Raw genomic sequence first — 23,040 nt, forward strand, 5'->3', positions numbered from 1 at the left:
TTTGGTTGATCAACAAACAGTAGTCGTAGTTTGTTTTGATTTTTTACGCCAAAAACCCAAACTTAAGTGTTTAGACTACTAATTAGTTATTTATATAGATCAATTGAATCTATATTGATATCTCTGTGACTCAAGAGATGCTCGTAATATCAATGTACTTGTTGCTTAAGCTCTGTTAGCTCTTGAAAGTTTTTACAAATAAGCTGCGCACTTACCCCTGGATTACCTATGCCACTAGTTTGTTCACGATGACGTGGTCTGATGACCTCATAGCAAGTTATTAGAATCTGGTAATTATCTTCAGAGTCAATAGTATCCCTCCTCTTTAACTCTATTTGCTTTAGCTGAATTAAAAAGTAGACATTAGCCTATTGCAATAAAAAATATACAGAGGATTCCCACAATATTTACTACTCCGGTGCAATCACTATGCAACCGACCTTCCATCAACTCAAAGTTTTTGAAGCGGCTGCACGTCATGGTAGCCTTACCCGAGCCGCTGAAGAACTCTGTCTTTCTCAGCCAACGGTCTCAGTTTCAATGAAACAGCTTTCCAAAACGGTTGGCTTTCCTGTATTTGAGAGAATAGGCAAACAGCTATACCTCACTGAGGTGGGCCATCAGTTATTATCCACCTGCTATTCTATTTTTGAAGAATTAGACCAGTTTGGAATGCTTCTAAACGACTTGCAAGGTACGACCCAGGGCAAGTTATATCTGGCTGCCGTTACTACTTGCAAATATTTTCTCCCGCGCCTGCTCGGTTCATTCTGCGGCCAATATCCAGGTATTAATATCTCCCTGAAAATTACCAACCATCTGCAACTCGAAAAACGGATGGCGGAGAGTCTAGATGACCTGTATTTTTTCAGTCATCAACCCTCATATATTGATCTCAAAGTTCAACCTGTGATGAAGAATCCCCTAGTGGTTGTGGCACAACCATCACATCCCCTTGTGGGTAAGAAAAATATTGCTATCGCTAACCTAAATCAAGAACGATTTATTATACGGGAACTAGGATCGGGTACTCGGAAAGCGATACAAGATTTGTTCAGTAAACACCAGGTAAACGTTAAAATCAAGCTGGAACTGGGTAACGACGAAGCAATCAAACAAGCGATCATAGACGGGTTAGGAATTTCGGTCTTGTCTCACCACTCCCTCGATAGTCAGGATTACACTGATCTAGCCATTTTAGATATTGAGAATTTCCCGATTGAGCAGCAATGGTCTGTTGCCTATTTGTCTGAGAAACATTTGTCCGTTGTGGCAAGAACTTTTCTAAACTACTTTTTTTCAATCACAGATCAAAATGGTTTAAATCTCAATCACTTCTGCTAGATGATCTCCCAATACTATGGCTTAGCAACCCATAAGAGTATTGTTAATCAACAAACTGGCAGCATGACTAGGAACAATATTATGACTACCTTGATATGGGTTCAATAAATACGAGCTCCCAACAGCAAGGTTTCAAAAAATATACGCGGACTACCTTTCAAATCTTGAATGGTCAATTCAATCTCTTTAATTCTGCGCTGACGTGGTTGGCAAAATTTATTGAGAGAATAAACTATGGGGGCTGTATGTTCAGAATCTCTACGATATTCTAGTTCTGCAGCTTCAGCTTGGTTCCAAATGGCCCATAGAAATTGATGTAAGGAGGATTTGCAGTACCAACCTCTAACCACCAACAAGAACATAAAGTATCAACATTATCAGTAAATTTCACTGAGATTATCCTGTTGGTGTGAATCTACTACGCCGATCACTCTGGGAGCATGTCACCTTTGCAGATGCACAAAATTTGGAATCAAAAATTTAATGTCTGAAAGCAAAGCTAGCAAAGATTTCTGGGATAAGTATAAATACTAGATTTCAAAGGTGACATGCTCCCGATCACTCAGACTAAAAGTTAAACTTGAGTATTGTGTGAAGGCTGCCCTACTTTTTCTAGGGTACTTTCCAGAGACGTCATTACCTTAGTTCGGTAGCTAAGCCTTAAGAGAGATTTTTTTTGGTAGCTCTGGGCGGCTCTGGTTTGAAAAATACTTTCCATTCTTGAATTTCTTGCGAGGTGAGAATTGTCTCAGCATTTTGAATTTCTTCCATTATTCCCTCGACAAGAAGAATGTAGTAGCCCTTAGCAACAAAATTGTTGTAAACAGCAGCATCTTTTTCAGGAATTCTCATCCTTACCAAAGCACCAATAAGTCCGCCTGTAGCAGCTCCGAGAATACTGGTCATCAATGTAGTCGCCGTGACCCCAGCTAGCATAACTGGCCCAAGACCTGGAATTGCTATCGTTCCAAGTCCTACAAGTAGGCCCGAAATCGCTCCCACTGTCCCCCCAGTCGCAGCTCCTTTCTTAACAGGACTCTTGATCTGCGACTGAATTTCTACGGATGGGGGGACATCATCTTCAAGCTCTGAATCTTGAGCAATTACAGATACTTGTTCCATCGGGAATTCATTATCCTTCAACACCTGGAGTGCTTGTTCTATATCAGAACGGTTGGCCAAGATGCCAATCGCTTGTCGGTATTCTTGTACATCTATGTTTGGACTAATCATTAGTTCATTCCACCTGAATTAATATCTTTGGCTTGCATATCACTTTCTACTGTGCGAGCTATAGGAAGTTTCAGATCTGAGTAATGATGTCAAAAATTTATCTGATGCTATTCCTGGAAACGCCTATTCTAAGACTGCAATGTCGGTCAGTCTTGGTATCTATTTAGTAGGCCACTTCAAAAAAATTTCTCGTATCGAGTAATCGTTTAATGAAATTTTGTCTGGAATATATTCCCAGATTAGATCGAATATCATTGGGTTTCAGAATGTATTAATTGAGAATGCCATCAAATTATTGAACCCCTTATTAGCAAAGCTTTATTCTCATCACAGAAGCCCAATAAATGACCTCAAGCTCGCAAAGGGTAGAAATGAATTAACCCCCAAAAACTAAGTCCCAGCAACAGTTGCACGGAAGGAGGAGCTATCACAAAACTACAGAAACTACTTAAAAGTCCTGCACTGGTCGCAGCAACAGCATGTACTTCCTCAATTTGTCTTAATTTAATACCTAGGATGATGCAGATAACTGCCACAACGAAGAAGAAACCACTAAACATTGAATTCTTTAATAAATGAGCATTATGTAAAGAGTCAGTAGATTACATTTAGTCTATTTACTAAACTAAATGAATAACTTAGCAAGTATTGCAATAAGCCTATCATTAATGCTTTAAGTATTTTTGCTTATTTTATTTGTATTGGTGATGGCAATGGTTATACCTACTTATCGCAAAGTAGCCCTCTTCCCCCTACGCCTTCAGGCCGGGGAGTAATCAACTAGTCTGACTCACGGTTTACTAGACCTCTTGCATAATTCAGCTACCGATATGGTAGATGACTAAAAATTCATGTCAGATTGCGGCATAAATTGAGTGATTAACACATCATGAAACAAATATTGCAAGAGGTCTAATTTGCGTTCGTGTAATTTTATTCGTTTGGCTTGAGCACTAAGGTATATTCTCAATTAGGTGTTGGCATCTGAGGATTGTGAAACCGCAAGATTTCAATAATGAAGCGCTCACCCATACAACATCTGGCGAGTGGTAACCGTAGACTTCAACCTTTACAGCTGTAATAAATAATGACCCGCATATTAGCTTTACTCCCTGGTGATGTTGGCCGTCAACTGTTGTTTTTCCCGACTTTAGAAACACTTCAACATCAATATTCTCAGGTAGAGATAGATGTAATTGTTGAACCCCGAGCTAAGCAAGCCTATCGACTTTGCCGCAATGTTGAAAATGTATTGACCTTCCAATTTGAAAACCGTAATGGAGCAGCAGATTGGGGAAACTTAATTGGAAAAATGCGAGATCGACGTTATGACGCGGGCATAACCCTCAGTCGAGATTGGACGGGCGTAAGCAAAGGATCGGGGATGCATGGCTCAAAGAAAAACGGGTCAAGGACAATAGATCCTGTACCCGAACCAAAAAACTATCATGCCCCTACCATCGCAATTGCTAACCGTGCTAGCCCATGACGAATTTCTAGAACAAACTGAAGCACTCAAAGTATCAACCAGCCTGAGTCAGATGGTTTATATCGTTCTGCAAATGGGCTTGTTTCTAGCTCGCTGTCTTCTGGAGGATGAACTCTCAAGGCGCGCGAAAGCAGTATTTGTATGGCCTGTATGTACTACCTGCGGAACCCGCTTACATTCGAAGGGATGGGAATCTCGTCAGATGCAGACACTGGTAGGCACTATCTCTTGAAAGCGACGGGTGGGCCGTTGTCCCAAAGGATGTCCAGGCAGTCTGTTGACTCCCCTGGATCAAGCCATTGGGATTACCCCCTATCAGCACAGCAGCGAAGAACTGGTGCGTCTGGGCTGCTTGTTGAGTCTGTTCATGCCCTATGAACTGGCCAGTTGGATGCTGGGTCAGTGGAGTGGTCTATCCGTGAGTCCATCCAGTTTGTGGAACTGGGTGCAATCCGTGGGTAACAAAGCTCAGCAGGAATTAGAAGCTCAACTCAACGCTCAATCATCAGGGACTCAGGCCCCTTGTGAAGCGATTTCAGAGATGTTATCTGCTCTACCTTTGGCCATTGCCGCCGATGGTGTGATGGTCCCCTTTCGCCCCACCCCGAACTCACCCAAGGGAAAAATCCAGTGGCGAGAAGTCAAAGTCGCCATCTTAGCTCGCCTGGGAACACGGGTTACCCGAGCTAAAAAGGAGGTCCCCCAATTACTGCGTCGAAGACTGGTGGCAGTATTGGGCGATATCGACCAGTTCATCCCTTTACTTCAACTCGAAGCTCACAAACAAGACTTTGAATCTGCTCCAAAAGTCATCTGGCTCAGTGATGGGGGACGAGGCTTCTGGCGAGTCTATCGCACCTTGTTCTCTCATTGTGCTGTGGCAGTCCTCGACTTTTTTCATTCAGCAGGCCATCTGGCACGAGCAACTAAAGCGATGTTTGGAGATGCCCGCTCTGCTCAAGCCCAAGCCTGGTTCCGGCACTGGCGACACCAATTGCGACACGGGCAACACCTACTTGTATTACGGTCCTTGACGATATTGATTCACTCACAACTGTTAACGGGAAAGTCTTTTTCAACGTTGCTCCAGGTGCAGGCTTATTTCCAACGCCATCATCACCACATCCGTTATCGGCACTTTGAACAGCAACAGATTCCTCTCGGGTCAGGAATGGTTGAAAGTGCATGCAAGTGGTTGATTCAGCAGCGCTTTAAGGGAGTTGGCATGCGCTGGAGTGAGGATGGTTTCAACCATTTACTGATCTTGAGAATTGCCTGGGTCAATGAACGGTTTGACTCCTTATTCCCAGAGGTGACCATTCCGAAAACTAAGGCATCCCCGATCCGCTAAATACGCCCAGATTGGACAGCAGGATTGCTCTGTTGGCTGGCTGGCATTCCTAAACGAGTCGGATATGAGAATTCGAATCTTCCTCCTTGGGTTCGCTTTGGTCGCCAACGTTTACCGACAGTTGGTGGAGCACTTGCTGACTTAGCTGGTGTGTTTCTCTCTTCTAAAGTGACTCCCAATGCTCGTCCCTATGATGCCCAACGGTATCATGATCTGTTGCTGGGATTGAGCATTGATCAGCCTTGTCCTGACATTGCTATTCATATCCCTCAAGCAGATATTCAATGGGCTAAAATAGAGCGGAAACGGCTTGGCATTGCGGATCAGCCCTATATTCTTTTACATGGTGGCACAGGGGCCGAAAATTCTGACGATGAGCCCTCTCAATTCTACCCAATTAAAAGTTGGGAGTCAGTGATTGAAGGGTATTTAGAGCGGCAACCAAATACACCATTCATGATCGTGCAAAGTCCTGATAACAAAGATTGGGTCACCTCTTTACTCGCGGTCTGTCCGCAACTGAACATCGTCACCCCTCAACATGTTGGCCAACTTGCGGCGTTGATTGATGCTGGACATTTGATGATTTGTGCGGATCGAGCACCACTACATTTGGGCGTTGCTGTAAAAACCAAGCTTGTAGCTTTGTTTGGATCCTTAGAGCCGAGTAGACACCTACCACCAATGCATTATTTTGCAGGTTTAAAATCTCTGACCAGTAAAGTAGCTGATATCCCACCTATTCAAATATTGGAAAAGGTATGGAAAGTTGAAAGCACTGGTTCGAGCGCAGACATCAAGTTGATAACATTAAAGTAAGCTGAATAGCTGATGTTGTCGTTCAATCATTCATTGCTAGTGTTACTCAGTTTTTGGCGAACCCATTGTGTCTTATTCCCATCCCACTCCATAATTGAGGAGCCCTTTGGTCCCAATCTCCACAAATGTGGAGATTGCCGACTACGCAATCTACTACCGGGAAGGGAGTATTGCTAGACAATAAGATCATAAATAATCAACCCTTTCAGAGACTCCACTGATCAGAGTGACTAACGTGGGCTTATAAAGAAGCATTGGCAATGCTTAACATCTGCCAATTTTTCGAGTCTTTTACAATAACCCACGGTATCGAATAAATACCAAGATGACAGCCCAAGAGCCAAGGGCAACCTTAATCGCCACCAACACATTAAGAAGAGGAATCACGCCTCCACTCACCAAAGCACCGAGTTCACCATGGGGCAATTCAGAACCAGCCAATGTTATGGCTGCCAATACAAGAAATACTAGAACTGAGATTTTCTCCCATATGGCTGCCCGCCAGCGCTGATAAATACCCTGCATCCATTTGGATGAAGAGGTAATGGCAATTAGGCCAATCGCTGTACCGCCTGCCACACCTGCCGCAAACCCACCGCCCGGACTCAAATGGCCGCGAATCGCTAACTCGATGCTCACCAACGAGGCAATGGTTGCCCCTAGTCTGGCTAGGACAATAGAAGGTTTGTCCGTAAATCGATGTACCTTTTTTGAGGGCTGCTCATCCGAGAGTAGAAACCGGACACCCATAATTGCGATGGTAAACACCACCACCTCGAAAATGGTGTCGTAGAGACGATTCCTGAAAATAATGCCCGCTAAAGCATTGGGGACACCGCTATCCTTAACAACAGCCTCCACAATCGACAATTCAGCAACATCCAATTCTGGATTGGGCATGACCAAAATTTTGACATACAGGGCAAGGCCCGCAATGATATAAAGCCACTTCATACCTTTGCCTCCGCTAAATCAGCCACCGCCACATAGGTGAGGGTTGTTTCCGGTGACGTTAATTCTGCCTGCATGATTTCATATAGTCGGGGGATACGGATCAGAGCCTGATCCTGCACTGTTTCTGCGGCATGGTGCTGGGGTAGGTAAATCGCATGCACTTCTTTTTCATTCAGAGCTTGATGGAGATCTTGGTCATTGGGATAATCAACCAGTTCTAAGCGCATATAGTGCTTAGAAAATATGGCCCGACAGCCTTCGACCCAAGCTTGAAACCCCTGAGGTTCTGCTGCCTGGAGCACACCCAAGCGCACCACCAGGGAGGATCGGACCGCTACTGCATAGAGGGTAATCGCCAGCATAGTGCCCACCAGTGCTTCAGTTAAGGCCACGTCTGCCGCTCCCAAAACGGCATAGACAAGGGCCGCCACTGCCCCCAAAATTCCGCGAATAATTAGGGCATGGTAAGGATTGACCTGAAACACCACCATCGCTGCGGTTAAGGGCAGCAGGGCAGTAATGATATACACATAGCTATCAGTCATCACGTCCCCGTTTCCTTAGTATCACTAGAACAATAGGCCAACACATATCCCAGCACGGTATTCCAGATCGCTAGGGAGAGAATGGCCAGAACCAGCAGGGGCCATTCCCGTGGAATTTTCAGAAGCAAACCAACAACAATTAACATCGACCCCAAAGTATCGGCCACAGAGAGGCTATGAAGTTTGTAGAGCACCGAGCGGTGACCAACTAAGGGCCAAGTCCCCCAAAACCAAAAGAAAATCCCAATGCCCATCAAGACATAACTAATCGCGTTAATCATCAGTCACTGATCCGTTTAATAATCTGGGCCAAAAGCATTAAGGCCGCATTGCCAACACTGAGGATTAGCACCCCCACGACGCCAATCATCCAGTCATCCCGTAGGACAGAAATCACCAAAATCATGATCGATGTTTTGCTGGCGATACTGGCAAAGGCCAGCATTTTCTGCCACACATCCTCATCCTGGCAAGCTTCATAAATAGGAATCGCCAGGGCCAAAATCATGGAAATTAGGATGATATTCATGACTTTTTCCTCCGTTCGATACGGTGGACTTCGTACAACCCTTCCTCGTGGTACTTCAGCACAATGGTTTTGGGGGTAAAGGTAATCACAAAAATATCGAGAAAAATCAAGCCAGGAGTGCGCTGCGGTTTGACATGTTCCATCGTGATCGCTTCATAGCGGTGAGGACGGACCATAATTTCAATCGCCTCAAAAAAGGCCTGGGGAATGGCAATGATAATTTCTCCGATCGCGTGTAGCCAATCTTTTAAGGCACCTGGGTTGGCACGGCGCGGCAGGATTAAAGCTACACAAACGCCAATGATGATATTGGCAATGCCAAAGTCGGCAGTCAGCAAAAACCAGATGGCTAAGCGCAGCAGAATATTCAAATATCCAGTCATGCCAACACCATCCAGAACAGTAGAACCAACATTAAGCTCATACCCCCAATTAAATGTTCGAGTTGCTCTTGGACCCGAGGCAATTTCAGCACCACGCGGCGGATGACCAGCCAATAGACCGACCAGCCCAACCCTACCTTGGCCAAGGCTTTGCCGATATTGGCAACGGTATAGGCCTGGTAATAAATACCATTGGCCGCTAGCAAGACCCCTAAAAGTAAGAGAACAGCCACCCAAAACCCAGTTCGAACTGGCTTCGCTTCGCTCTGATGAGGTAAAAAGATAAATTTGGCAAAGGTAGCAATGGTACCCACTGTGGCGATATTGAGGGCAATCATTTGCCAGGGCAATACACTTTTCAGCGTTAACGCTTTGGACGCAAACCCAGACCATAGAGGAATACCGGAGATGGAGCAACTGGCCATCACCAATACCAGCCATAAAGACCGCGGTATAGGCTGCTTATGCAGCTCCTGAAAATCTCGGCTAGGCAATGTCCCAGCGGTTAAAAACAGGGTGGCTTTGACTAGACCATGGGTCAAGGCATAGAATCCACCGACGGCAGGGGCAGCCAAGATAAACCCAAGCTGTGAAATGGTACTCTGGGCCAAGAGCCGTTTCGTATCTTGCTCGAAGAGGGCCAGACTAATGCCCAAAAAGGCTGTACCCACCCCAAATAGGGTGATGATGGGAGCGACTTCCTCCACCATTAAGGCCATGCGAGCCAGGGGGAAAACTCCCGTTTTGACAACAACGCCTGAGAGTAAGGCCGACACCGGAGTCTCGGACTCAGAGTGGGTTAAGGGTAGCCATAAACCAGAGACAAAGACGCCTCCTTTGGTCAGCAGTCCCATAAAAATCAAGGCGAGGGCTTCTGGCGGTGCTCCTTTTAAGCCGGTATAGGCAAAGGAGTGGTTGGCCTGATACACCAACACAGCGCCCACCAAATAAAACAGCATGGCCGTGTTGCTGATAAATAAGTAGCGCAAGGCCACCCAAATCGTCCGATTCGTACGCGGGTAAGACACCAGCAAGAAAGCGGCAATCCCAATGACCTCTAAGGCCACATATAAGCTAATGAAGTCAGCACAGATAAAGACAGCATTGACGCTGCCATGCAAAATGATGGTTTGGGTATAGAAAAAAGCGGATTTTCCCGTACCCCAGCAATAACAAATGACGGCAGCTGTCACCAAGGCATTGGTCAAGATAAAGTAGCCACTGAGACTATCAATCCTGAGGGTGACCCCAAAGCTGTCCATCAGCTGCAGCGTTAATGGGGCTGGCTCCATAAAAACCCGGGCAGCATAACTGGCAGACACCAAGGTCATAGCCAATGCTAAGTATCGATCCAGTTTAGGGATCAGATATCCTACAAACCCGACAAAAAACGGCAGGGCAATCCAAACGATCGTAAGGGTATTCATGGTGTGTAAGTCTTTTCAATCTCGCGGCTTTCCAAGGTGGGATTGTCGCGCGAGAGCTTCATCACCCCCACCAACATCAAGGCCTGCACTGAAAAGCCAATCACAATTGCTGTCAAAATCACGGCTTGGGGAACGGGATCGGCATAGGCTCCCTGATGGGTATCTGTGATGATCGGGGTGAATAACCCTTGACGAGCTGAGATCTTGACGTAATAGGCGATCACGCCTGTACTCATCACATCCATGGCAATAATTTTCATCATCAGATTTTCTTTGAGGATGATGCCAAAAAAGCCACAGAGAATCGTCGCAAATATAAACGCTTCTAACATGGTGATTTAAAAAGGATTAGTAAAAAAGGGGGTCCGAGGATTTATGAGAGAGAGTTGCGATGGCCACAGGCCGGTCGGAGACCATCGCAGCCATCCTCATCAATTAGTTGTTCGTTGCCGGAGACTCAATGGCGATGGCACCGCTTTTAAACGCCACCCGTAACAACGGTGGGGCCACAAAGGTCGTCAGAATCACCATCGTAATAATCGCAGCTTCCAAGGGCTTATCCAAAACACCACTCGCAGAACCAATGCCAGCAAAGACCAAGCCCACTTCTCCTCGGGGAATCATGCCGACGCCAATCGCAAATCGATTAATGCCAGGTTGCCCCACAACGGTCCAGCCAGTGATGAGCTTACCGATCATTGCCACCACAATTAAGAAGGCGGCAATCACGAGACCTTCTCGATTCTCAGGAATGGCAGGATTCAAAACGCTTAAGTCTGCTTTTGCCCCCACGGTGACAAAGAAAATCGGGACGAAAATATCGGCAATGGGAATCACCTGTTGATCTAGCTCTTTGCGCTTATCGGTTTCATCTAGCACCAAGCCAGCGGCAAAGGCACCCAAAATCGCTTCTAGATGAATCGCATTGGCAAGGAAAGCCATGATAAAAGCAAAACTCAGGGCAGGAATCACTAGCTTTCCGCGGGTCTGCAGCTGATCGGCAATGGTCACAAAGGCTTGATTGAAGAATCGGCCTAAGAAGATGGAACCCACGAGAAACAGGGTGGCACTACCAATCAAATACAGAACATTAACAACATCCACTTCGCCTGTTTTAGCCAAGCTGGCGACCACAGCCAGGACGATAATGCCTAACACATCATCAATAATGGCAGCCCCAACAATGATTTGGCCTTCCTTAGACTTGAGATAACCTAATTCAGACAAGACTTTAGAGGTAATCCCAATGCTGGTTGCCGTTAACGCTGCCCCGGCAAAGATCGCTGGAATCGTCGGCATATGAAACAGGAAAATCAATCCGGCTGTCCCGGCAGTAAAGGGGGCAACAACGCCCACAATCGCCACCAAAACGGCCTGATACCCTACTTCTGTTAACTCTCTAAGATCAGACTCCAAGCCAATCTCAAATAATAGAATAATCACCCCCAGCTCAGATAAAATCTCAATGATTTCGCTCTGGCTTTCAAAAATTGAGGTAATCGATTCAGCACTGAGATTGCCACCAATAAACTGCAGAATGGGCATCAAGGCCGAATCAGCGGCAACGGTTCCATTTTCAGCAAAGACCAACAGGTGAAGAGCCGAGGCCCCAATGGCCACGCCTCCGACTAGTTCTCCTAAAACAGGAGGTAGATTTAAAAGCTGAGATAGCTCACCGCCCAGCTTACTGGCCAGATAAATGACCACCAGAGTGAGCAAGACACCTGAGAGAATCAGGGGAGCTTCATCTGCATTAGCCGTTGCGATTAGCCAGGGCTGAGAGATGCCCCCTTGGAGGAGCGGTGACATTGATAAAGTATCTACGAATGTGTTCATATCTAAAATTCAAGTCAAACAATTACGTCAAAGCAGAAAGACATTCTTCGATTCGCTTAAAAGTTAGTGTCCCGATTTATTCGCCTTACATCAGAAAAAAATGCCATTCTGAAAGCATTACTAAATAAAGGTTTTAGAAAATCACTTACAGCGGATCGCAGGTTGGTAGGGGACATATTCAATCTTGGAGCATTTACTGATCAAGCTTTTTAAGAGTTGTGGCTGTCCCCCATCTACATGAAAACCGCTGTAATTGCCCTCTTAGCAATGGCTAGTAAATCGAGACACTAACTGAATTCTTATAGATCTAAAATTTTGTGAGAACGAGCGTCGTTTAGATTCAACAGCCGTCCGGCCCACAAAACTTGTACGAGCTCAGTACCTCCGCGTTACAGAGATAGGCGATGCCCGAATAATCATCGAAAAACTGCGCTGCGACCTCATCCGAAATCTTTAGGGCCATCTCCCGAGTTTCGGCGATCACCTCTAACTTTATATTCGAGAAGGTATCGGAAATGCTGGGTTGTCCCGACGAGCGCACGTTACGACTTCCCTTACCGCCAGCGTCTACCACTGTATAACCAGTCGCACCGACTTCTTCGATGATCTTGGCGATCTTTTTCAGCAGTAACTTTTCAGTGACGATGACGAGCTTAGTAGCTGGCTTGGCCATGTGGGTTACCTCTTGTGTGAATTCAATAAACTACATAGAAACTCAGGAAAACGCTAGAGCTGAGTGCTATCACCTTGATCTAGCCTTGGTGTGGGTTGCCGGGTCAGGGGAGTACCGACAAACCGCGACCCGGCTAGGATCAGCTACCTCCCATCAGGGCTTGGGCAAGCCCGATGTAGAGCGGTATTCCCAAGGCAAGCGCAACTGGCGTGCCGACGGCTGTGGATGAGCCGATATAGGCGGAGGGATTAGCTGACGGAATGCCAGCTCTTAAGGTAGGCGGCCCTGAGATATCTGAACTTGAGGCAGCGATGACGGCCAGGATTACGCAGCCACCAGGGCTAAATCCCGTAGTGTAGTGGGCAATCATACCGAAACCAAAGGCGATGAGCCCATGAAGTAGTGGGGCTATTGCAGCATAGAGGGCGTACCACTGGCCCACCTTGCGTAGCTCACCAATCCTTGCCGTGGCCTCCATACCCATGACCAGCATCAGTATCGAAAGCAGGCCGCGGAAGAGGGGATTGAAGAAGCTCTCATAGACACTTTCTGGTCGGGTTAGTATACCTAGGGCAAGGCCGAGTAGCAGTGCCGATAGGGCAGAACCCTGAAGACTTTCCTTGACGATGGGCCATATCTTAACCCGCTTGGTGGTACGCTGCTTGCGGCGATACTCGACTGCGGTACCGCCCTGGTTACCGAGATACTCCTGCTTGCTAAGAACCTCGTCTGCGGTATCGTACTGCTTGCTGATATAAACGCTAGCCAAGACGATCGCAGTCACGAGAGCTGGGATATCCATGAAGGGATAGAGGGCAGCGGCCCAGGGTTCATATTGGATGCCTTCCGTTTCCATTAGGGTCAGGGCAGCGGCGAGGGTAGAGCCACTCACGGCACCAAACAAGCCCGCGGTCGCGATCGCATCCACGGTTTTAACATTCGGCATCTTGGCCAAGGTGTAGCGTCCGATGAACACGATTAGAATCCCCACGACCATGGCGAATACTGCAGGCAACAGCATCTCCGCCAGATTGGCATTGCGGATCGCAATACCGCCGCTCAGGCCAACTTTTAAGAGCAGCATGAAGACGATGAACTTATAGATCGCATCTGGAATTTGCAGGCGGCTATTGACGGCGGCAACGACCATACCACCAATCAGAAAGCCGAGGGTTGGAGACTGCAACTTCGCCAGGAAGAGTGTCATGAAATCGGACAAAAAATCCACGTTGAATTCCTCCTTAATCAGAAAAAATTTGAAGAAAGTAAGAGTGAAGCAATTCACCCTTAAAACACAGGAATTAAGCGAGAACCTGTCAACAGAGTGTCCAGAGATGGCCGTTCTCTAGAACAGGGCAGGGAGGCAAGCTGTCCTGAAACATATTGAATAGATAAATATCTATCAATAGATCTTCTTGTATGTACTAAAGTCTATCTTAAAATGTGTCCTAATTTGCACTGGACAACACAAAATGGCAATACGATGTCAAATACAAATTATAAATTTTTCTTATATTTAACTAATTTCAATATATGTCTAGCTAATGTAAATCGCGATCACAGCTTTTTCTTCGTTGCTGCTTTTCACCAAGGGCTGTAATTGCTTGCACTCTCCCCATTACGTTGGATTACACCTTCGATGGCTGTAGAGCTCAGTGCTAGTGCCTGAAACGGCGCATACCTTCTATAGATCTACAGATAAAGATCCGTGATTAGCTAGGCAGCTTGTGTACCCAAGGTTTTGCAATATTTGCCCATTAAGACAGTAATTTCATTGGGAGTCTGACTAAAGTACAGTAGCCCCTCATCGACCTGCTGAACTAAGTCATCCCTAGTGGTCATAAGTTGGTGTAAAGCCTGAAAACTTTTAAGGGCCTTGCTTTTTATTGAGCATTGCCTTGTATTGGTATCTGGATAAGTATTATAGGAAGTTAGAAGATTCTGATCCCTTCGTTGTTCTATATGGTCAACCCCATACCGAAAATGAATTGGATGCTTATCTATAGGGGAAAGGAGCCAATTTTTAAGGCTTCCCCGCCAAGATAATTCTTACACCGACTTATGACCACTAGGGGTGAATCTTAAAGCCGGAGATTACGTCACTGCAGGCCAACTCATTGGCTACAGCGGCAATTCAGACTGGAGTTCTGGTCCTCATTTGCATGTTAAATTGCAGAAGCCTAGCCAAAGACAGCATTTTACAAAAACAGTACCCTTTGCTATTTCAGGAACTTGTAAAGAAGAACCATTCGCTCAGAAATGATAGGGCTGTTGTCAGACTGCATTAAGAAGTTTTTCTTGGCAAATTGATATTATTCGGTGTGAAATCTTCATCTATTCTCTGAAGACTTCTTCATCTATCTTTAATTTTTTGAAAAATAGGTATCATCACTGAGGTTATAGCACGAATTTAATGAGATCAAGACGGATGAAGTAGTTAGTATCACTGACTTAATACTGATAATTTAACAAGATTAAAACAGTGAAGTACGTATAATTTCGGGCAAATATTTTGCTCCAATACGTTATACCTAAAGGGCACTCCGAAAAACAGATTTTCTTAAGAATTAGACACTGTGCAACTCTTGCAAAACGGTTGCCCCCTCACATTAGTACTTAACTATTTGCCATCAAGAATAATTTTTTCGAGGTGCCCTCAAGATATTTAAGCAGAATCAGGGTGGATATCGATGCAGATGGGCGGAACTCAAATATTGATGATTGAGGATGATGATCAAGATGTAGAGATTGTCAGGGAATTGCTGGATGTTAAACATAATTCAGTCACCCTTCAGCATAGTCGGACACTATCTTCTGGTATAAAGTTACTCAATGAATTCAATACCATTGATGTGGTTCTACTGGATCTATCCTTAACGGATACCCAAGGGTTAAGCACATTCCATCGGGTACATCAAGCCTTTCCGACCTTACCTTTGATTATTCTCAGCGGCAATGCAGACGAGACAATTGCCCTTGAAGCGATGCAGGAAGGGGCTCAAGACTATCTTGTTAAAGGCCGCTTTAATAGCACGCTTCTAGCTCGCACTATTCAATACGCATTAGAGAGACAAAAACAGCAATTAGAGTTGCAGTACAAGAACTTGGCTTTACAGGCTCTATCAGAACAGCTAGAAATTGCGAATCATGAGTTAGAGCATTTAGCTACCTTCGATGGGTTAACCAGAGTTAATAATCGACGCAAGTTTGATCAAGTCTTTCAAGCTGAGTGGCAACGCCTCATGCGAGAAGGGCGGCCTTTATCCTTGATTCTATGCGATGTCGATCACTTTAAGGCCTATAACGATACCCATGGCCACCCAGCAGGAGATCGCTGTTTACAGCAAGTAGCAAGAGCCATTGCTAAGGTTGCCAAGCGACCAGCAGACTGTGTGGCTCGGTATGGCGGGGAAGAATTTGTGGTGGTGTTACCCAACACAGATCGCTCTGGAGCAGTGCATGTCGCTGAGGCCATCAGAGCAGAAATTGGGGCACTCCAATTACCTCATGAGGCGTCTTCAGTGGGTAGTTACATCAGTCTTAGCTTTGGGGTGGCGAGCCTGATTCCTAATGAGGATGTTGCTCCCGCTCTACTGATTGAAGCAGCAGATCAAGCCTTGTATGCTGCCAAAGAACACGGTCGAAATCGAGTATACTCCCATGCTGTTGATTGTCTAGATCCAGCTTTGGACGCTAGCGATACTCAACGATGGGTGAACAGATTACAACTCGCTTTGGACAAAGATCACTTTCGGCTTTATGCCCAGCCTATCCAGCGACTCAATTCCAGTTCTGACAAGCAATATTTTGAGATTTTACTCCGACTATGGGAACAACCCGGTGTCATTAGTTCACCGGGTTTATTTCTACCCATGGCTGAACAATATGACTTTATGACCCGGATTGACCATTGGGTCATTGATCACTTATTTGCCGATCTGCATGAGATTAAAGGAATCATGCAGCATGATGCTCAGTTCTTTATCAATTTATCTAGTAGTAGCTGTAGGAACAACGAACTATTACATTTTTTGAGTCAGAGATTAGTTCACCATGACTTACAGGCGGAACAATTTTGTTTTGAAATCACAGAAACGGTGGCTAGCAATCATATTTCTGCAGCCGCTGAGTTAAGTCGTGGCCTCAAAGATATAGGCTGCAAGGTTGCTTTAGATGACTTTGGCAATGGTCTATCTTCGTTCTTACACCTCAAATCAATCCCGGCAGATTATGTAAAAATTGACGGCTCATTTGTCAAAGATATAGCTGTTGATCCAGTTTCGATTGAGATTGTTGGGGCCGTTCATCGGATAGCTAAAAGAATGGGGTTGGAGACTATTGCTGAATATGTAGAATCCCAAGCCATTCTTGACTCAGTTTCAAGTTTAGGAATCGACTATGCCCAAGGCCATTATTATGACCCAGCTCAACCACTGATTGACACTTTAGTGAATTACCAATCCATTCCATATCGCCAATCGATCAATAACTAATCAAATGCATCCATGCATTTACGGGGGGATCCATGCAAGTAGCTAGTACGCAGATATTAATGATCGAGGATGACGATCAAGATGTTGAGATGGTTCAGCATTTTCTTGATGATATGCCCATAGTACCGTTTACTCTCAAACACAGAAATACTCTGTCAGGGGGGATTAATATGCTTCAAGATAGTGAAGCCATTGATCTCATTCTGCTGGATCTATCCTTGCCTGATGCTCATGGCTTAGATACTTTTCATCAAGTACATCAAGCTTTTCCTCAAAAGCCGCTCATTATCCTAAGTGGCAATTCAGATCCAACAGTAGCCGATGAAGCCTTGCAAGAGGGAGCCCAAGATTTCCTCGTTAAAGGGGACTTTGATAGCACTTCTCTCTGCTTCTCTATTCAACATGCTTTAGAACTTCAAAAGCATCGAGTTGAGCTAGAGCTTCAGGACACCACCATCAATGCCTTATCAAAACAGTTGGAGATCGCCAGAAGAGAAATTGAAAAACTGGCAACCCTAGACTCTCTGACCAGCGTACTGAATAGAAATGGCTTTGATGAAGTCTGTTTGTCAGAATGGAAACGACTTCAGCGAGAACAGAAACGATTGTCCCTGATCCTATGCGAGATAGACCCTATAGAAGGAAAAAACAATTGCCCCTCTCAAGCCTGGAAAGATAATTGTTTGCAGCAAATTGCAAAGGCAATGACCAAAGTGGCCAAGCGTCCTGGAGATTGTGTCGCTAGATGTAGCGAAAATCAGTTTGCTATCCTCTTACCCCATACCGATATCCTTGGGGCTACATTGATCGCTGAATCCATTAGAACTGAAATCCATGGGCTCAGCATGAATTATTCCTCAGGCTTACATTGCCTACCGATCACCTTGAGTTACGGAGTCACCAGCCATATTCCCACTACTAATGATTCTCCTTCATTGTTGTTAGAAGCGGCGAATCAAGCTTTAGCTGGAGCGAGGAGACAAGGTCAAAACCGAGTATTTTGGCAAACTATTGGTGATGTTAATACCGATCTATACACTTATCAAACTTTGTATTGGGTTGGCAGACTCCATCAGGCCCTGCTGTCCGATCAGTTTCAGCTATACGCTCAACCGATTCATTCCCTCAAGGGTCAACCAGAAATCAAGGGATATGAAATACTGCTACGCTTAAACGACCAGCAAGGAATTTCTTCCCCTGGAATGTTTTTACCAATGGTAAAACAGTATGACTTTATGACCCAGATTGATCAGTGGGTGATTGAGCACCTGCTACGAGCGCTTTCAAAAAGGCAAGCCAAGAATCAAGATAAATCCTCATTCTTCATCACTCTATCTGCTGCTACTTGTAAAAGCGGAAGAATCTCTGATTATATCCAGCAGCAATTAAGCAGATATGATTTTCCTGCTGAACGGGTTACTTTCCTCATCTCAGAAACCACTGCATTGAAGCATCTATCCAAAACAACAACCCTGTGCAACTCACTTAAAGCTTTGGGCTGTCACATCGCATTGAATGATTGCGGGAGTGATATCTCAGCCTTTAGCCAACTAAGGACGATTGGGGCAAATTACGTGAAAATTGATGGCAGTTTAGTCGAAGGCATCACCACTGATCCTGTCATTCAAGAAATTGTGGCATCGATACAGGAAGTAGCCAAAGTCATGAAGATGCAAACAATTGCTGAGCAGGTTGAATCATATTCCACCCTTAAAGCACTATCAGAATTAGGGATAGATTATGCTCAAGGACATTGTTATGAACGAGCAACACCACTCAAACAAATCCTAACGTAATTTCTTTTCTTACTAAGAACTCTCCCTTCGTCAATGAAAAGTGAGACATCAATAGAGCAATCAATTTTTTATCCATAAAAACTAACCACGTTGTTTAGCAGCATCCCTGTTGATTGGACGGAAGGTGGAACTTCTGCATTCCTCTGGTTTGCCAGGAACTGCTTCCAAGCCGCAGTAATAGTGGAAGGTGCAACACCAACAAGCATTGCTAACAAGTTATTTGGAATTCTTTGGATCTCTTCCAGACTGAACTGTTGGCTAAACATTACTAATATAGCGATTCCCCTATTGAGGGGGGAGCTGATCTCACAGATTTCCTTTAATTGTTCAATGTTCTTTATCCGATTCTGAAAAGCACTGAAGCGCATCTCGTCAGTTTTAGGAATTTCATATTCAACTGCTCCTAATACATGGATACTGATACATTCTGGGTCAAATGGACCTCCAATAGCTGCACCAGGGCCAATGTACTCTGCATAGTATTTCTTTTGGAGAATAACACCTGTTTGTTGATGATTCACAATCGACCATAGATGTCCGTTCTGTAGGATTTCAATAGATAGATGCTCTCGCATATTTGGAGAAGCTACTTTATGTTGTGACATAAGTGAAATAAATGAATAAATGCTAGAAATATGAATTTTTAGGAGTAAGATACTTTGACTATTATCATCAGAGTTATATTTATTCTAGTAAAGATTAGAATAGGATATTACTTGTCTGTTCAATGTATCTATAGCCATCATAATATTTGACTATTATTTTTTCATCCGTAATAATACGGCAAAATAAATTTTTAATTAATATATAATTCAGTACTAATAAGCTCTATACAAAGTATACATATGAATAGTATGAAAGCCTTTACTGTTGCTTAAGTGCAGCTATTTAATGGATTATTTTGTGATATTTATAACTTATACATCGCAATAGATTTATGCTTGTCGTTACCTGACAGAAGTCTTTCTATGAGTTTAAAAAATCTTAGACTAAATACAATTTTTACAACTAGACTAGATTGAAGATCTACATCTGAATAGGTTGGAAAAAGTGAAGGCAATTGCGACCTTGTTCCTTGGCCATATATAGAGATTGATCTGCCAGTTCAATTAATTGAGAGGGAGCGATTTCTTTCTTTGGAATAACACTGGCTACCCCTAAACTGAGACTAATCCAATGACCCACTGAGGAAGATATATGAGGAATATGGAGTGCTTCAATTTCTGCTCTGATGGCCTCTGCAACATGGACAGCCCCCGATTGATCTGTGTTAGGTAACACTACTGCAAATTCTTCCCCACCATACCGAGCCACACAGTCTGCTGGCCGCTTGGCAACTGTCTTAATAGCATGGGCTACTTGCTGTAAACAGTGATCTCCAGCCGGGTGACCATAGGTATCGTTATAGGCCTTAAAGTGATCGACATCGCATAGGATTAAAGAAAGGGGTTGCCCTTCCCGCATTAATCGGACCCACTCAGACATAAATACTGTGTCAAATCGACGTCGGTTGCTAAGCTTAGTCAAGCTGTCTATTACAGCAATATTTTCAAGTTTACGGTTTGCTATTGTTAACTCTTTGGAGATTTTTTTCAAAGATTCGTTCTTCTCTCTCAATTCTGAGCGTAAATTTTGTCGTTCTAGAGCGAATTGAATTGAACAACATAATACAGTGGCGTCAAAATGTCCTTTGAATAGACAATCTTGTGCTCCATGCTGCAATAGGTGAAGTGCTTGCAATGGGTCCAGATTGCCACTGAGAATAATCAGAGGCATTTCAGGGAAGGTCAGCTGAATTTGTTGAAATGCTTCTAGGCCATGGGCATCAGTTAAAGATAGATCAAGGAGTATGAGGTCGAAGGCAGGATGATGGTGAAGTCGAGCTATCCCTTCTGCCAATGTCTTCCTATGTTCAAGAGTAGCGGAAAAACTGTGACGGCCCTCCAGTAATTCTTTGATGATTTCAACATCTTGTTTATCATCTTCAATCATCAAAATCCGAGTATCACCAATCTGCATCGCCTTACTCCCCTATTCTTTTTAGACAATGGCACATGCATATTAAAGTATGAACTCAAAAAAATTTGTTAATTCCATAATGTTTTCTCATCTCTCAGAATAATGTCTGCATATCTATAGTGAATTGAAAATTAACAGAAAATACAACTAATGATGAAGTAAAGATTCAGTTAAGATCTTCTGTGCTATTTGCTACTGTTATTCAATAAATTGATGCTTTACTAATCATGCTAAGTATCTTATATTCTTAGTCCTAAAATTAACCTCAATAACTAATAAGAATTGACTTGATACCAATTAGTACCTAAGAGTATAATTTTAATTATTTGCTAACCCAACTCAGTATTGGGTTTCACGAGTTTGAGAGTTACACCTTCAGGCACAGCTTGGTATAAGCTACAAATACCTAGCCTATAAAAACTCTATTTAAATTTAATGTTCGTCAATTAACTAACATCAAGAAGAGATGTTTTCTGTTAATTTTTTATTCACATAAGAAATATAATTGCATTATTGCTTGGAGGCAATGAAATAGATTTGCCGAAAATGTTCTTTACTTCATTCGATTGTCGTTTAATTTAGGTAGATGCTGGAAGTTAGTTGTTTTCTATAACGGGCATATTAATAAGAAGTAGTTTAGATGGAACTAATTTAGTGCATCGATGATTGGGACAACATCTTCTACAAAAGTTCAGCATTTTCTTGTTATTGAAGATGAATTAGGGAAGCGTACAATTCCACTACTGGAAACGACTTGTTCTATTGGCCGAGATCCCAGCAACTCGATTGTGATTCAATCACCATCAGCATCTCGTCAGCATGCTTTACTGATGAGGGTCACGATGCCTGATACCGATAGCCACATGTTTCGCTTGATTGATGGAAACCTCCAAGGTAAACGCAGTAAGAATGGTTTGAAAGTTAATGACCATACTTGTACCACACATGATTTGAATCATGGTGATGAAGTCATTTTTGGCGAGGATGTGCGGGCCAGATATTACATGACGAACAATATCGCTGATGTGCATTTTCTAGAGTCTTGTGCTGCTGATGAAGTCACGGGCTTTTTGTCTAATCTTCATAATCCAATGCAGACCTTAACGCAATCAGGTGAGGTACTTGCTAGCTTTAATGAGGCTGCTATTGTCCGTTTAGCATCTTTCCCAGAGCTCTTTTCTAACCCCATCATCGAAATTAACTTAAAGGCAAAACTACTTATTTAAATCCCGCTGCCGTAGCCCAATTCCCTCAACTACGGGATCTTCAATCTAAACACCCAATATTGGAGGGTTAGTCACATTAATTGCCAAGGATCATGAAAAGTTTTTTGTTAGAGAAGTAGAAATAGGAACCCAAGTTTTTGAGCAATCCGTTCACTTTATTGCTGAGAGTGATCTGATTCGAAGTTATATCGTTGATATTACAGAACGAAAGTTAACGGAAGCGGCTTTGAATGATAGTGAGCGCCGATTTCGGGCTATTTTCAATCAAACCTTTCAGTTCTCAGGTCTTTTGAAGCCTAATGGTATTTTGTTGGAGGCTAATCAAACTGCTCTGGAGTTTGGTGGTCTCCATTTAGAAAATGTGATCAATTGTCCACTCTGGGAAACTCGATGGTGGACCAATTCAACAGAGACTCAAAGTCGGCTCCAGAATGCTGTATTGGAGGCGGCTAAGGGAAAGTTCGTTCGGTATGAGGTGGATGTACTTGGAGCCAAGGACAAGGTGACAACCATCGATTTTTCTTTAAAGCCCGTCCGTGATGAACTCGGTGTTGTCGTGTTGCTGATTTTCGAAGGTCGAGATATCAGCTATCACAAGCAAGTTGAAGCAGACTTACAGCAGGCACATAGCGAACTTGAGTTAAGAGTGCAACAACGAACAGCTGAGCTCAAGCAGAGTAATGAGCAATTAAGAAGCGAAATTGGTGAACGTGAGCGTGCCGAAACAGCTTTGCAATCGAGTGTTGCCACTAATCGGGCCTTGATCAATGCAATGCCCGATTGGATGTTTCGCATTAATAGGGATGGTATTTTCGTCAATTATAAAGATGCCTTGAACACCAAGTTCCCCTTCCAACTGAAGAGTTTTTAGGTCAGTCCCTAGAAAGGATCTTTTGCCAAGACACGGCACAACCGTTTTTTGA

22 protein-coding genes and 1 pseudogene are annotated in these 23,040 nt (G+C 44.1%); 9 read left to right on the forward strand and 14 right to left on the reverse strand.

All coding sequences use genetic code 11. From position 1 onward, the window contains the following. The first annotated feature begins 429 nt into the window (after positions 1 to 429). Positions 430 to 1,344: a LysR family transcriptional regulator gene (locus tag I1H34_RS29545; protein WP_212666901.1), complete on the forward strand. Its 915-nt coding sequence runs from the start codon at positions 430 to 432 to the stop codon at positions 1,342 to 1,344. A 660-nt stretch (positions 1,345 to 2,004) separates the two neighbouring features. Here I1H34_RS29545 and I1H34_RS29555 read toward each other — a convergent pair. Then, positions 2,005 to 2,577, reverse strand: a complete 573-nt coding sequence (locus I1H34_RS29555; protein WP_212666902.1) for a DUF1269 domain-containing protein — start codon at positions 2,575 to 2,577, stop codon at positions 2,005 to 2,007. 1,087 nt (positions 2,578 to 3,664) lie between these two features. Between I1H34_RS29555 and I1H34_RS29560 the strand changes: the two genes are divergently transcribed. The 3 genes and pseudogenes from I1H34_RS29560 to I1H34_RS29575 all read left to right on the forward strand — a co-directional run bounded on the left by I1H34_RS29560 (position 3,665) and on the right by I1H34_RS29575 (position 6,236). Then, positions 3,665 to 4,066, forward strand: a complete 402-nt coding sequence (locus I1H34_RS29560) for a glycosyltransferase family 9 protein (protein WP_249370290.1) — start codon at positions 3,665 to 3,667, stop codon at positions 4,064 to 4,066. After that, positions 4,026 to 5,417, forward strand: a pseudogene (locus tag I1H34_RS29570) (ISKra4 family transposase). The gene I1H34_RS29560 and the pseudogene I1H34_RS29570 overlap by 41 nt, the downstream one beginning before the upstream one ends. A gap of 24 nt (positions 5,418 to 5,441) precedes the next feature. Further along, positions 5,442 to 6,236: a glycosyltransferase family 9 protein gene (locus I1H34_RS29575; RefSeq protein WP_249370292.1), complete on the forward strand. Its 795-nt coding sequence runs from the start codon at positions 5,442 to 5,444 to the stop codon at positions 6,234 to 6,236. A gap of 291 nt (positions 6,237 to 6,527) precedes the next feature. On the opposite strand, the gene I1H34_RS29580 is transcribed toward I1H34_RS29575, so the two are convergent. The 11 genes from I1H34_RS29580 to I1H34_RS32865 all read right to left on the reverse strand — a co-directional run bounded on the left by I1H34_RS29580 (position 6,528) and on the right by I1H34_RS32865 (position 14,425). Further along, positions 6,528 to 7,190: a Na(+)/H(+) antiporter subunit B gene (locus I1H34_RS29580; protein ID WP_212666904.1), complete on the reverse strand. Its 663-nt coding sequence runs from the start codon at positions 7,188 to 7,190 to the stop codon at positions 6,528 to 6,530. Continuing rightward, positions 7,187 to 7,735 carry a DUF4040 domain-containing protein gene (locus I1H34_RS29585; protein ID WP_212666905.1) on the reverse strand — a complete coding sequence of 183 codons (549 nt, stop codon included), beginning with the start codon at positions 7,733 to 7,735 and terminating at the stop codon, positions 7,187 to 7,189. The genes I1H34_RS29580 and I1H34_RS29585 overlap by 4 nt, the downstream gene beginning before the upstream one ends. Beyond that, a complete protein-coding gene (locus I1H34_RS29590; protein ID WP_212663855.1) occupies positions 7,735 to 8,016 on the reverse strand; it encodes a monovalent cation/H(+) antiporter subunit G in 282 nt (93 codons plus the stop codon). The genes I1H34_RS29585 and I1H34_RS29590 overlap by 1 nt, the downstream gene beginning before the upstream one ends. Then, on the reverse strand, positions 8,016 to 8,264 hold the full coding sequence (locus I1H34_RS29595; protein WP_212663854.1) for a hypothetical protein: 249 nt from the start codon (positions 8,262 to 8,264) through the stop codon (positions 8,016 to 8,018). The genes I1H34_RS29590 and I1H34_RS29595 overlap by 1 nt, the downstream gene beginning before the upstream one ends. Further along, positions 8,261 to 8,647, reverse strand: a complete 387-nt coding sequence (locus I1H34_RS29600; protein WP_212663853.1) for a Na+/H+ antiporter subunit E — start codon at positions 8,645 to 8,647, stop codon at positions 8,261 to 8,263. The genes I1H34_RS29595 and I1H34_RS29600 overlap by 4 nt, the downstream gene beginning before the upstream one ends. Then, the gene (locus I1H34_RS29605) at positions 8,644 to 10,074 is read right to left on the reverse strand and encodes a cation:proton antiporter (RefSeq protein WP_212666906.1); all 1,431 of its coding nucleotides are present in this window, start codon (positions 10,072 to 10,074) and stop codon (positions 8,644 to 8,646) included. Before I1H34_RS29605 ends, I1H34_RS29600 begins: the two co-directional genes overlap by 4 nt. Further along, positions 10,071 to 10,406, reverse strand: a complete 336-nt coding sequence (locus I1H34_RS29610; protein WP_212663851.1) for a cation:proton antiporter subunit C — start codon at positions 10,404 to 10,406, stop codon at positions 10,071 to 10,073. Before I1H34_RS29610 ends, I1H34_RS29605 begins: the two co-directional genes overlap by 4 nt. Before the next feature lie 103 nt (positions 10,407 to 10,509). Then, positions 10,510 to 11,883: a cation:proton antiporter gene (locus I1H34_RS29615; protein ID WP_212666456.1), complete on the reverse strand. Its 1,374-nt coding sequence runs from the start codon at positions 11,881 to 11,883 to the stop codon at positions 10,510 to 10,512. A 367-nt stretch (positions 11,884 to 12,250) separates the two neighbouring features. Then, positions 12,251 to 12,583, reverse strand: coding sequence for a P-II family nitrogen regulator (locus I1H34_RS29620; RefSeq protein ID WP_212666907.1), 333 nt, complete (start codon positions 12,581 to 12,583; stop codon positions 12,251 to 12,253). A 139-nt stretch (positions 12,584 to 12,722) separates the two neighbouring features. Next, positions 12,723 to 13,811: a sodium-dependent bicarbonate transport family permease gene (locus I1H34_RS29625; RefSeq protein WP_212666908.1), complete on the reverse strand. Its 1,089-nt coding sequence runs from the start codon at positions 13,809 to 13,811 to the stop codon at positions 12,723 to 12,725. 488 nt (positions 13,812 to 14,299) lie between these two features. Continuing rightward, positions 14,300 to 14,425: a hypothetical protein gene (locus I1H34_RS32865; protein WP_255801538.1), complete on the reverse strand. Its 126-nt coding sequence runs from the start codon at positions 14,423 to 14,425 to the stop codon at positions 14,300 to 14,302. Positions 14,426 to 14,657: 232 nt separating this feature from the next. Here I1H34_RS32865 and I1H34_RS29630 point away from each other — a divergent pair, with 232 nt between their 5' ends. From I1H34_RS29630 to I1H34_RS29640, 3 genes are all read left to right on the forward strand, one after another. Further along, on the forward strand, positions 14,658 to 14,846 hold the full coding sequence (locus I1H34_RS29630) for a M23 family metallopeptidase (RefSeq protein WP_212666909.1): 189 nt from the start codon (positions 14,658 to 14,660) through the stop codon (positions 14,844 to 14,846). A 427-nt stretch (positions 14,847 to 15,273) separates the two neighbouring features. After that, entirely contained in the window at positions 15,274 to 17,076 is a 1,803-nt protein-coding gene (locus I1H34_RS29635) for a putative bifunctional diguanylate cyclase/phosphodiesterase (RefSeq protein WP_212666910.1), read from the forward strand. 32 nt (positions 17,077 to 17,108) lie between these two features. Beyond that, positions 17,109 to 18,872 carry an EAL domain-containing response regulator gene (locus tag I1H34_RS29640; protein ID WP_212666911.1) on the forward strand — a complete coding sequence of 588 codons (1,764 nt, stop codon included), beginning with the start codon at positions 17,109 to 17,111 and terminating at the stop codon, positions 18,870 to 18,872. Between the two features lie 68 nt (positions 18,873 to 18,940). Here the strand turns inward: I1H34_RS29640 and I1H34_RS29645 are convergent, their stop codons facing one another. Both I1H34_RS29645 and I1H34_RS29650 read right to left on the reverse strand, forming a co-directional pair. Next, complete coding sequence (locus I1H34_RS29645; RefSeq protein WP_212666912.1) at positions 18,941 to 19,477, reverse strand: hypothetical protein; 537 nt, start codon at positions 19,475 to 19,477, stop codon at positions 18,941 to 18,943. 421 nt (positions 19,478 to 19,898) lie between these two features. Continuing rightward, positions 19,899 to 20,891 (reverse strand): GGDEF domain-containing response regulator, encoded by a 993-nt coding sequence (locus tag I1H34_RS29650; protein ID WP_212666913.1) that lies wholly within the window; start codon positions 20,889 to 20,891, stop codon positions 19,899 to 19,901. Between the two features lie 662 nt (positions 20,892 to 21,553). Between I1H34_RS29650 and I1H34_RS32495 the strand changes: the two genes are divergently transcribed. Together I1H34_RS32495 and I1H34_RS32500 are read left to right on the forward strand one after the other, a co-directional pair. After that, a complete protein-coding gene (locus I1H34_RS32495) occupies positions 21,554 to 22,117 on the forward strand; it encodes an FHA domain-containing protein (RefSeq protein ID WP_249370293.1) in 564 nt (187 codons plus the stop codon). A 226-nt stretch (positions 22,118 to 22,343) separates the two neighbouring features. Further along, the gene (locus I1H34_RS32500; RefSeq protein WP_249370294.1) at positions 22,344 to 22,988 is read left to right on the forward strand and encodes a PAS domain S-box protein; all 645 of its coding nucleotides are present in this window, start codon (positions 22,344 to 22,346) and stop codon (positions 22,986 to 22,988) included. The last annotated feature ends 52 nt before the right edge of the window (positions 22,989 to 23,040 follow it).

Origin of the sequence: Acaryochloris marina S15, from assembly GCF_018336915.1 — a bacterium.
Taxonomy (GTDB): Bacteria; Cyanobacteriota; Cyanobacteriia; order Thermosynechococcales; family Thermosynechococcaceae; genus Acaryochloris; species Acaryochloris marina_A.

Bases quoted from the DNA above. Each gene is read 5' to 3' on its own strand.
- I1H34_RS29560 (WP_249370290.1), top strand. From the start codon at position 3,665: ATGACCCGCATATTAGCTTTACTCCCTGGTGATGTTGGCCGTCAACTG.
- I1H34_RS32865 (WP_255801538.1), bottom strand. From the start codon at position 14,425: ATGACCACTAGGGATGACTTAGTTCAGCAGGTCGATGAGGGGCTACTG.
- I1H34_RS29585 (WP_212666905.1), bottom strand. From the start codon at position 7,735: ATGACTGATAGCTATGTGTATATCATTACTGCCCTGCTGCCCTTAACC.
- I1H34_RS29620 (WP_212666907.1), bottom strand. From the start codon at position 12,583: ATGGCCAAGCCAGCTACTAAGCTCGTCATCGTCACTGAAAAGTTACTG.
- I1H34_RS29605 (WP_212666906.1), bottom strand. From the start codon at position 10,074: ATGAATACCCTTACGATCGTTTGGATTGCCCTGCCGTTTTTTGTCGGG.
- I1H34_RS29615 (WP_212666456.1), bottom strand. From the start codon at position 11,883: ATGTCACCGCTCCTCCAAGGGGGCATCTCTCAGCCCTGGCTAATCGCA.
- I1H34_RS29545 (WP_212666901.1), top strand. From the start codon at position 430: ATGCAACCGACCTTCCATCAACTCAAAGTTTTTGAAGCGGCTGCACGT.
- I1H34_RS29650 (WP_212666913.1), bottom strand. From the start codon at position 20,891: ATGCAGATTGGTGATACTCGGATTTTGATGATTGAAGATGATAAACAA.
- I1H34_RS29635 (WP_212666910.1), top strand. From the start codon at position 15,274: ATGCAGATGGGCGGAACTCAAATATTGATGATTGAGGATGATGATCAA.
- I1H34_RS29580 (WP_212666904.1), bottom strand. From the start codon at position 7,190: ATGAAGTGGCTTTATATCATTGCGGGCCTTGCCCTGTATGTCAAAATT.
- I1H34_RS29600 (WP_212663853.1), bottom strand. From the start codon at position 8,647: ATGACTGGATATTTGAATATTCTGCTGCGCTTAGCCATCTGGTTTTTG.
- I1H34_RS29610 (WP_212663851.1), bottom strand. From the start codon at position 10,406: ATGTTAGAAGCGTTTATATTTGCGACGATTCTCTGTGGCTTTTTTGGC.
- I1H34_RS29595 (WP_212663854.1), bottom strand. From the start codon at position 8,264: ATGAATATCATCCTAATTTCCATGATTTTGGCCCTGGCGATTCCTATT.
- I1H34_RS32495 (WP_249370293.1), top strand. From the start codon at position 21,554: ATGATTGGGACAACATCTTCTACAAAAGTTCAGCATTTTCTTGTTATT.
- I1H34_RS29590 (WP_212663855.1), bottom strand. From the start codon at position 8,016: ATGATTAACGCGATTAGTTATGTCTTGATGGGCATTGGGATTTTCTTT.
- I1H34_RS29640 (WP_212666911.1), top strand. From the start codon at position 17,109: ATGCAAGTAGCTAGTACGCAGATATTAATGATCGAGGATGACGATCAA.
- I1H34_RS29555 (WP_212666902.1), bottom strand. From the start codon at position 2,577: ATGATTAGTCCAAACATAGATGTACAAGAATACCGACAAGCGATTGGC.
- I1H34_RS29645 (WP_212666912.1), bottom strand. From the start codon at position 19,477: ATGTCACAACATAAAGTAGCTTCTCCAAATATGCGAGAGCATCTATCT.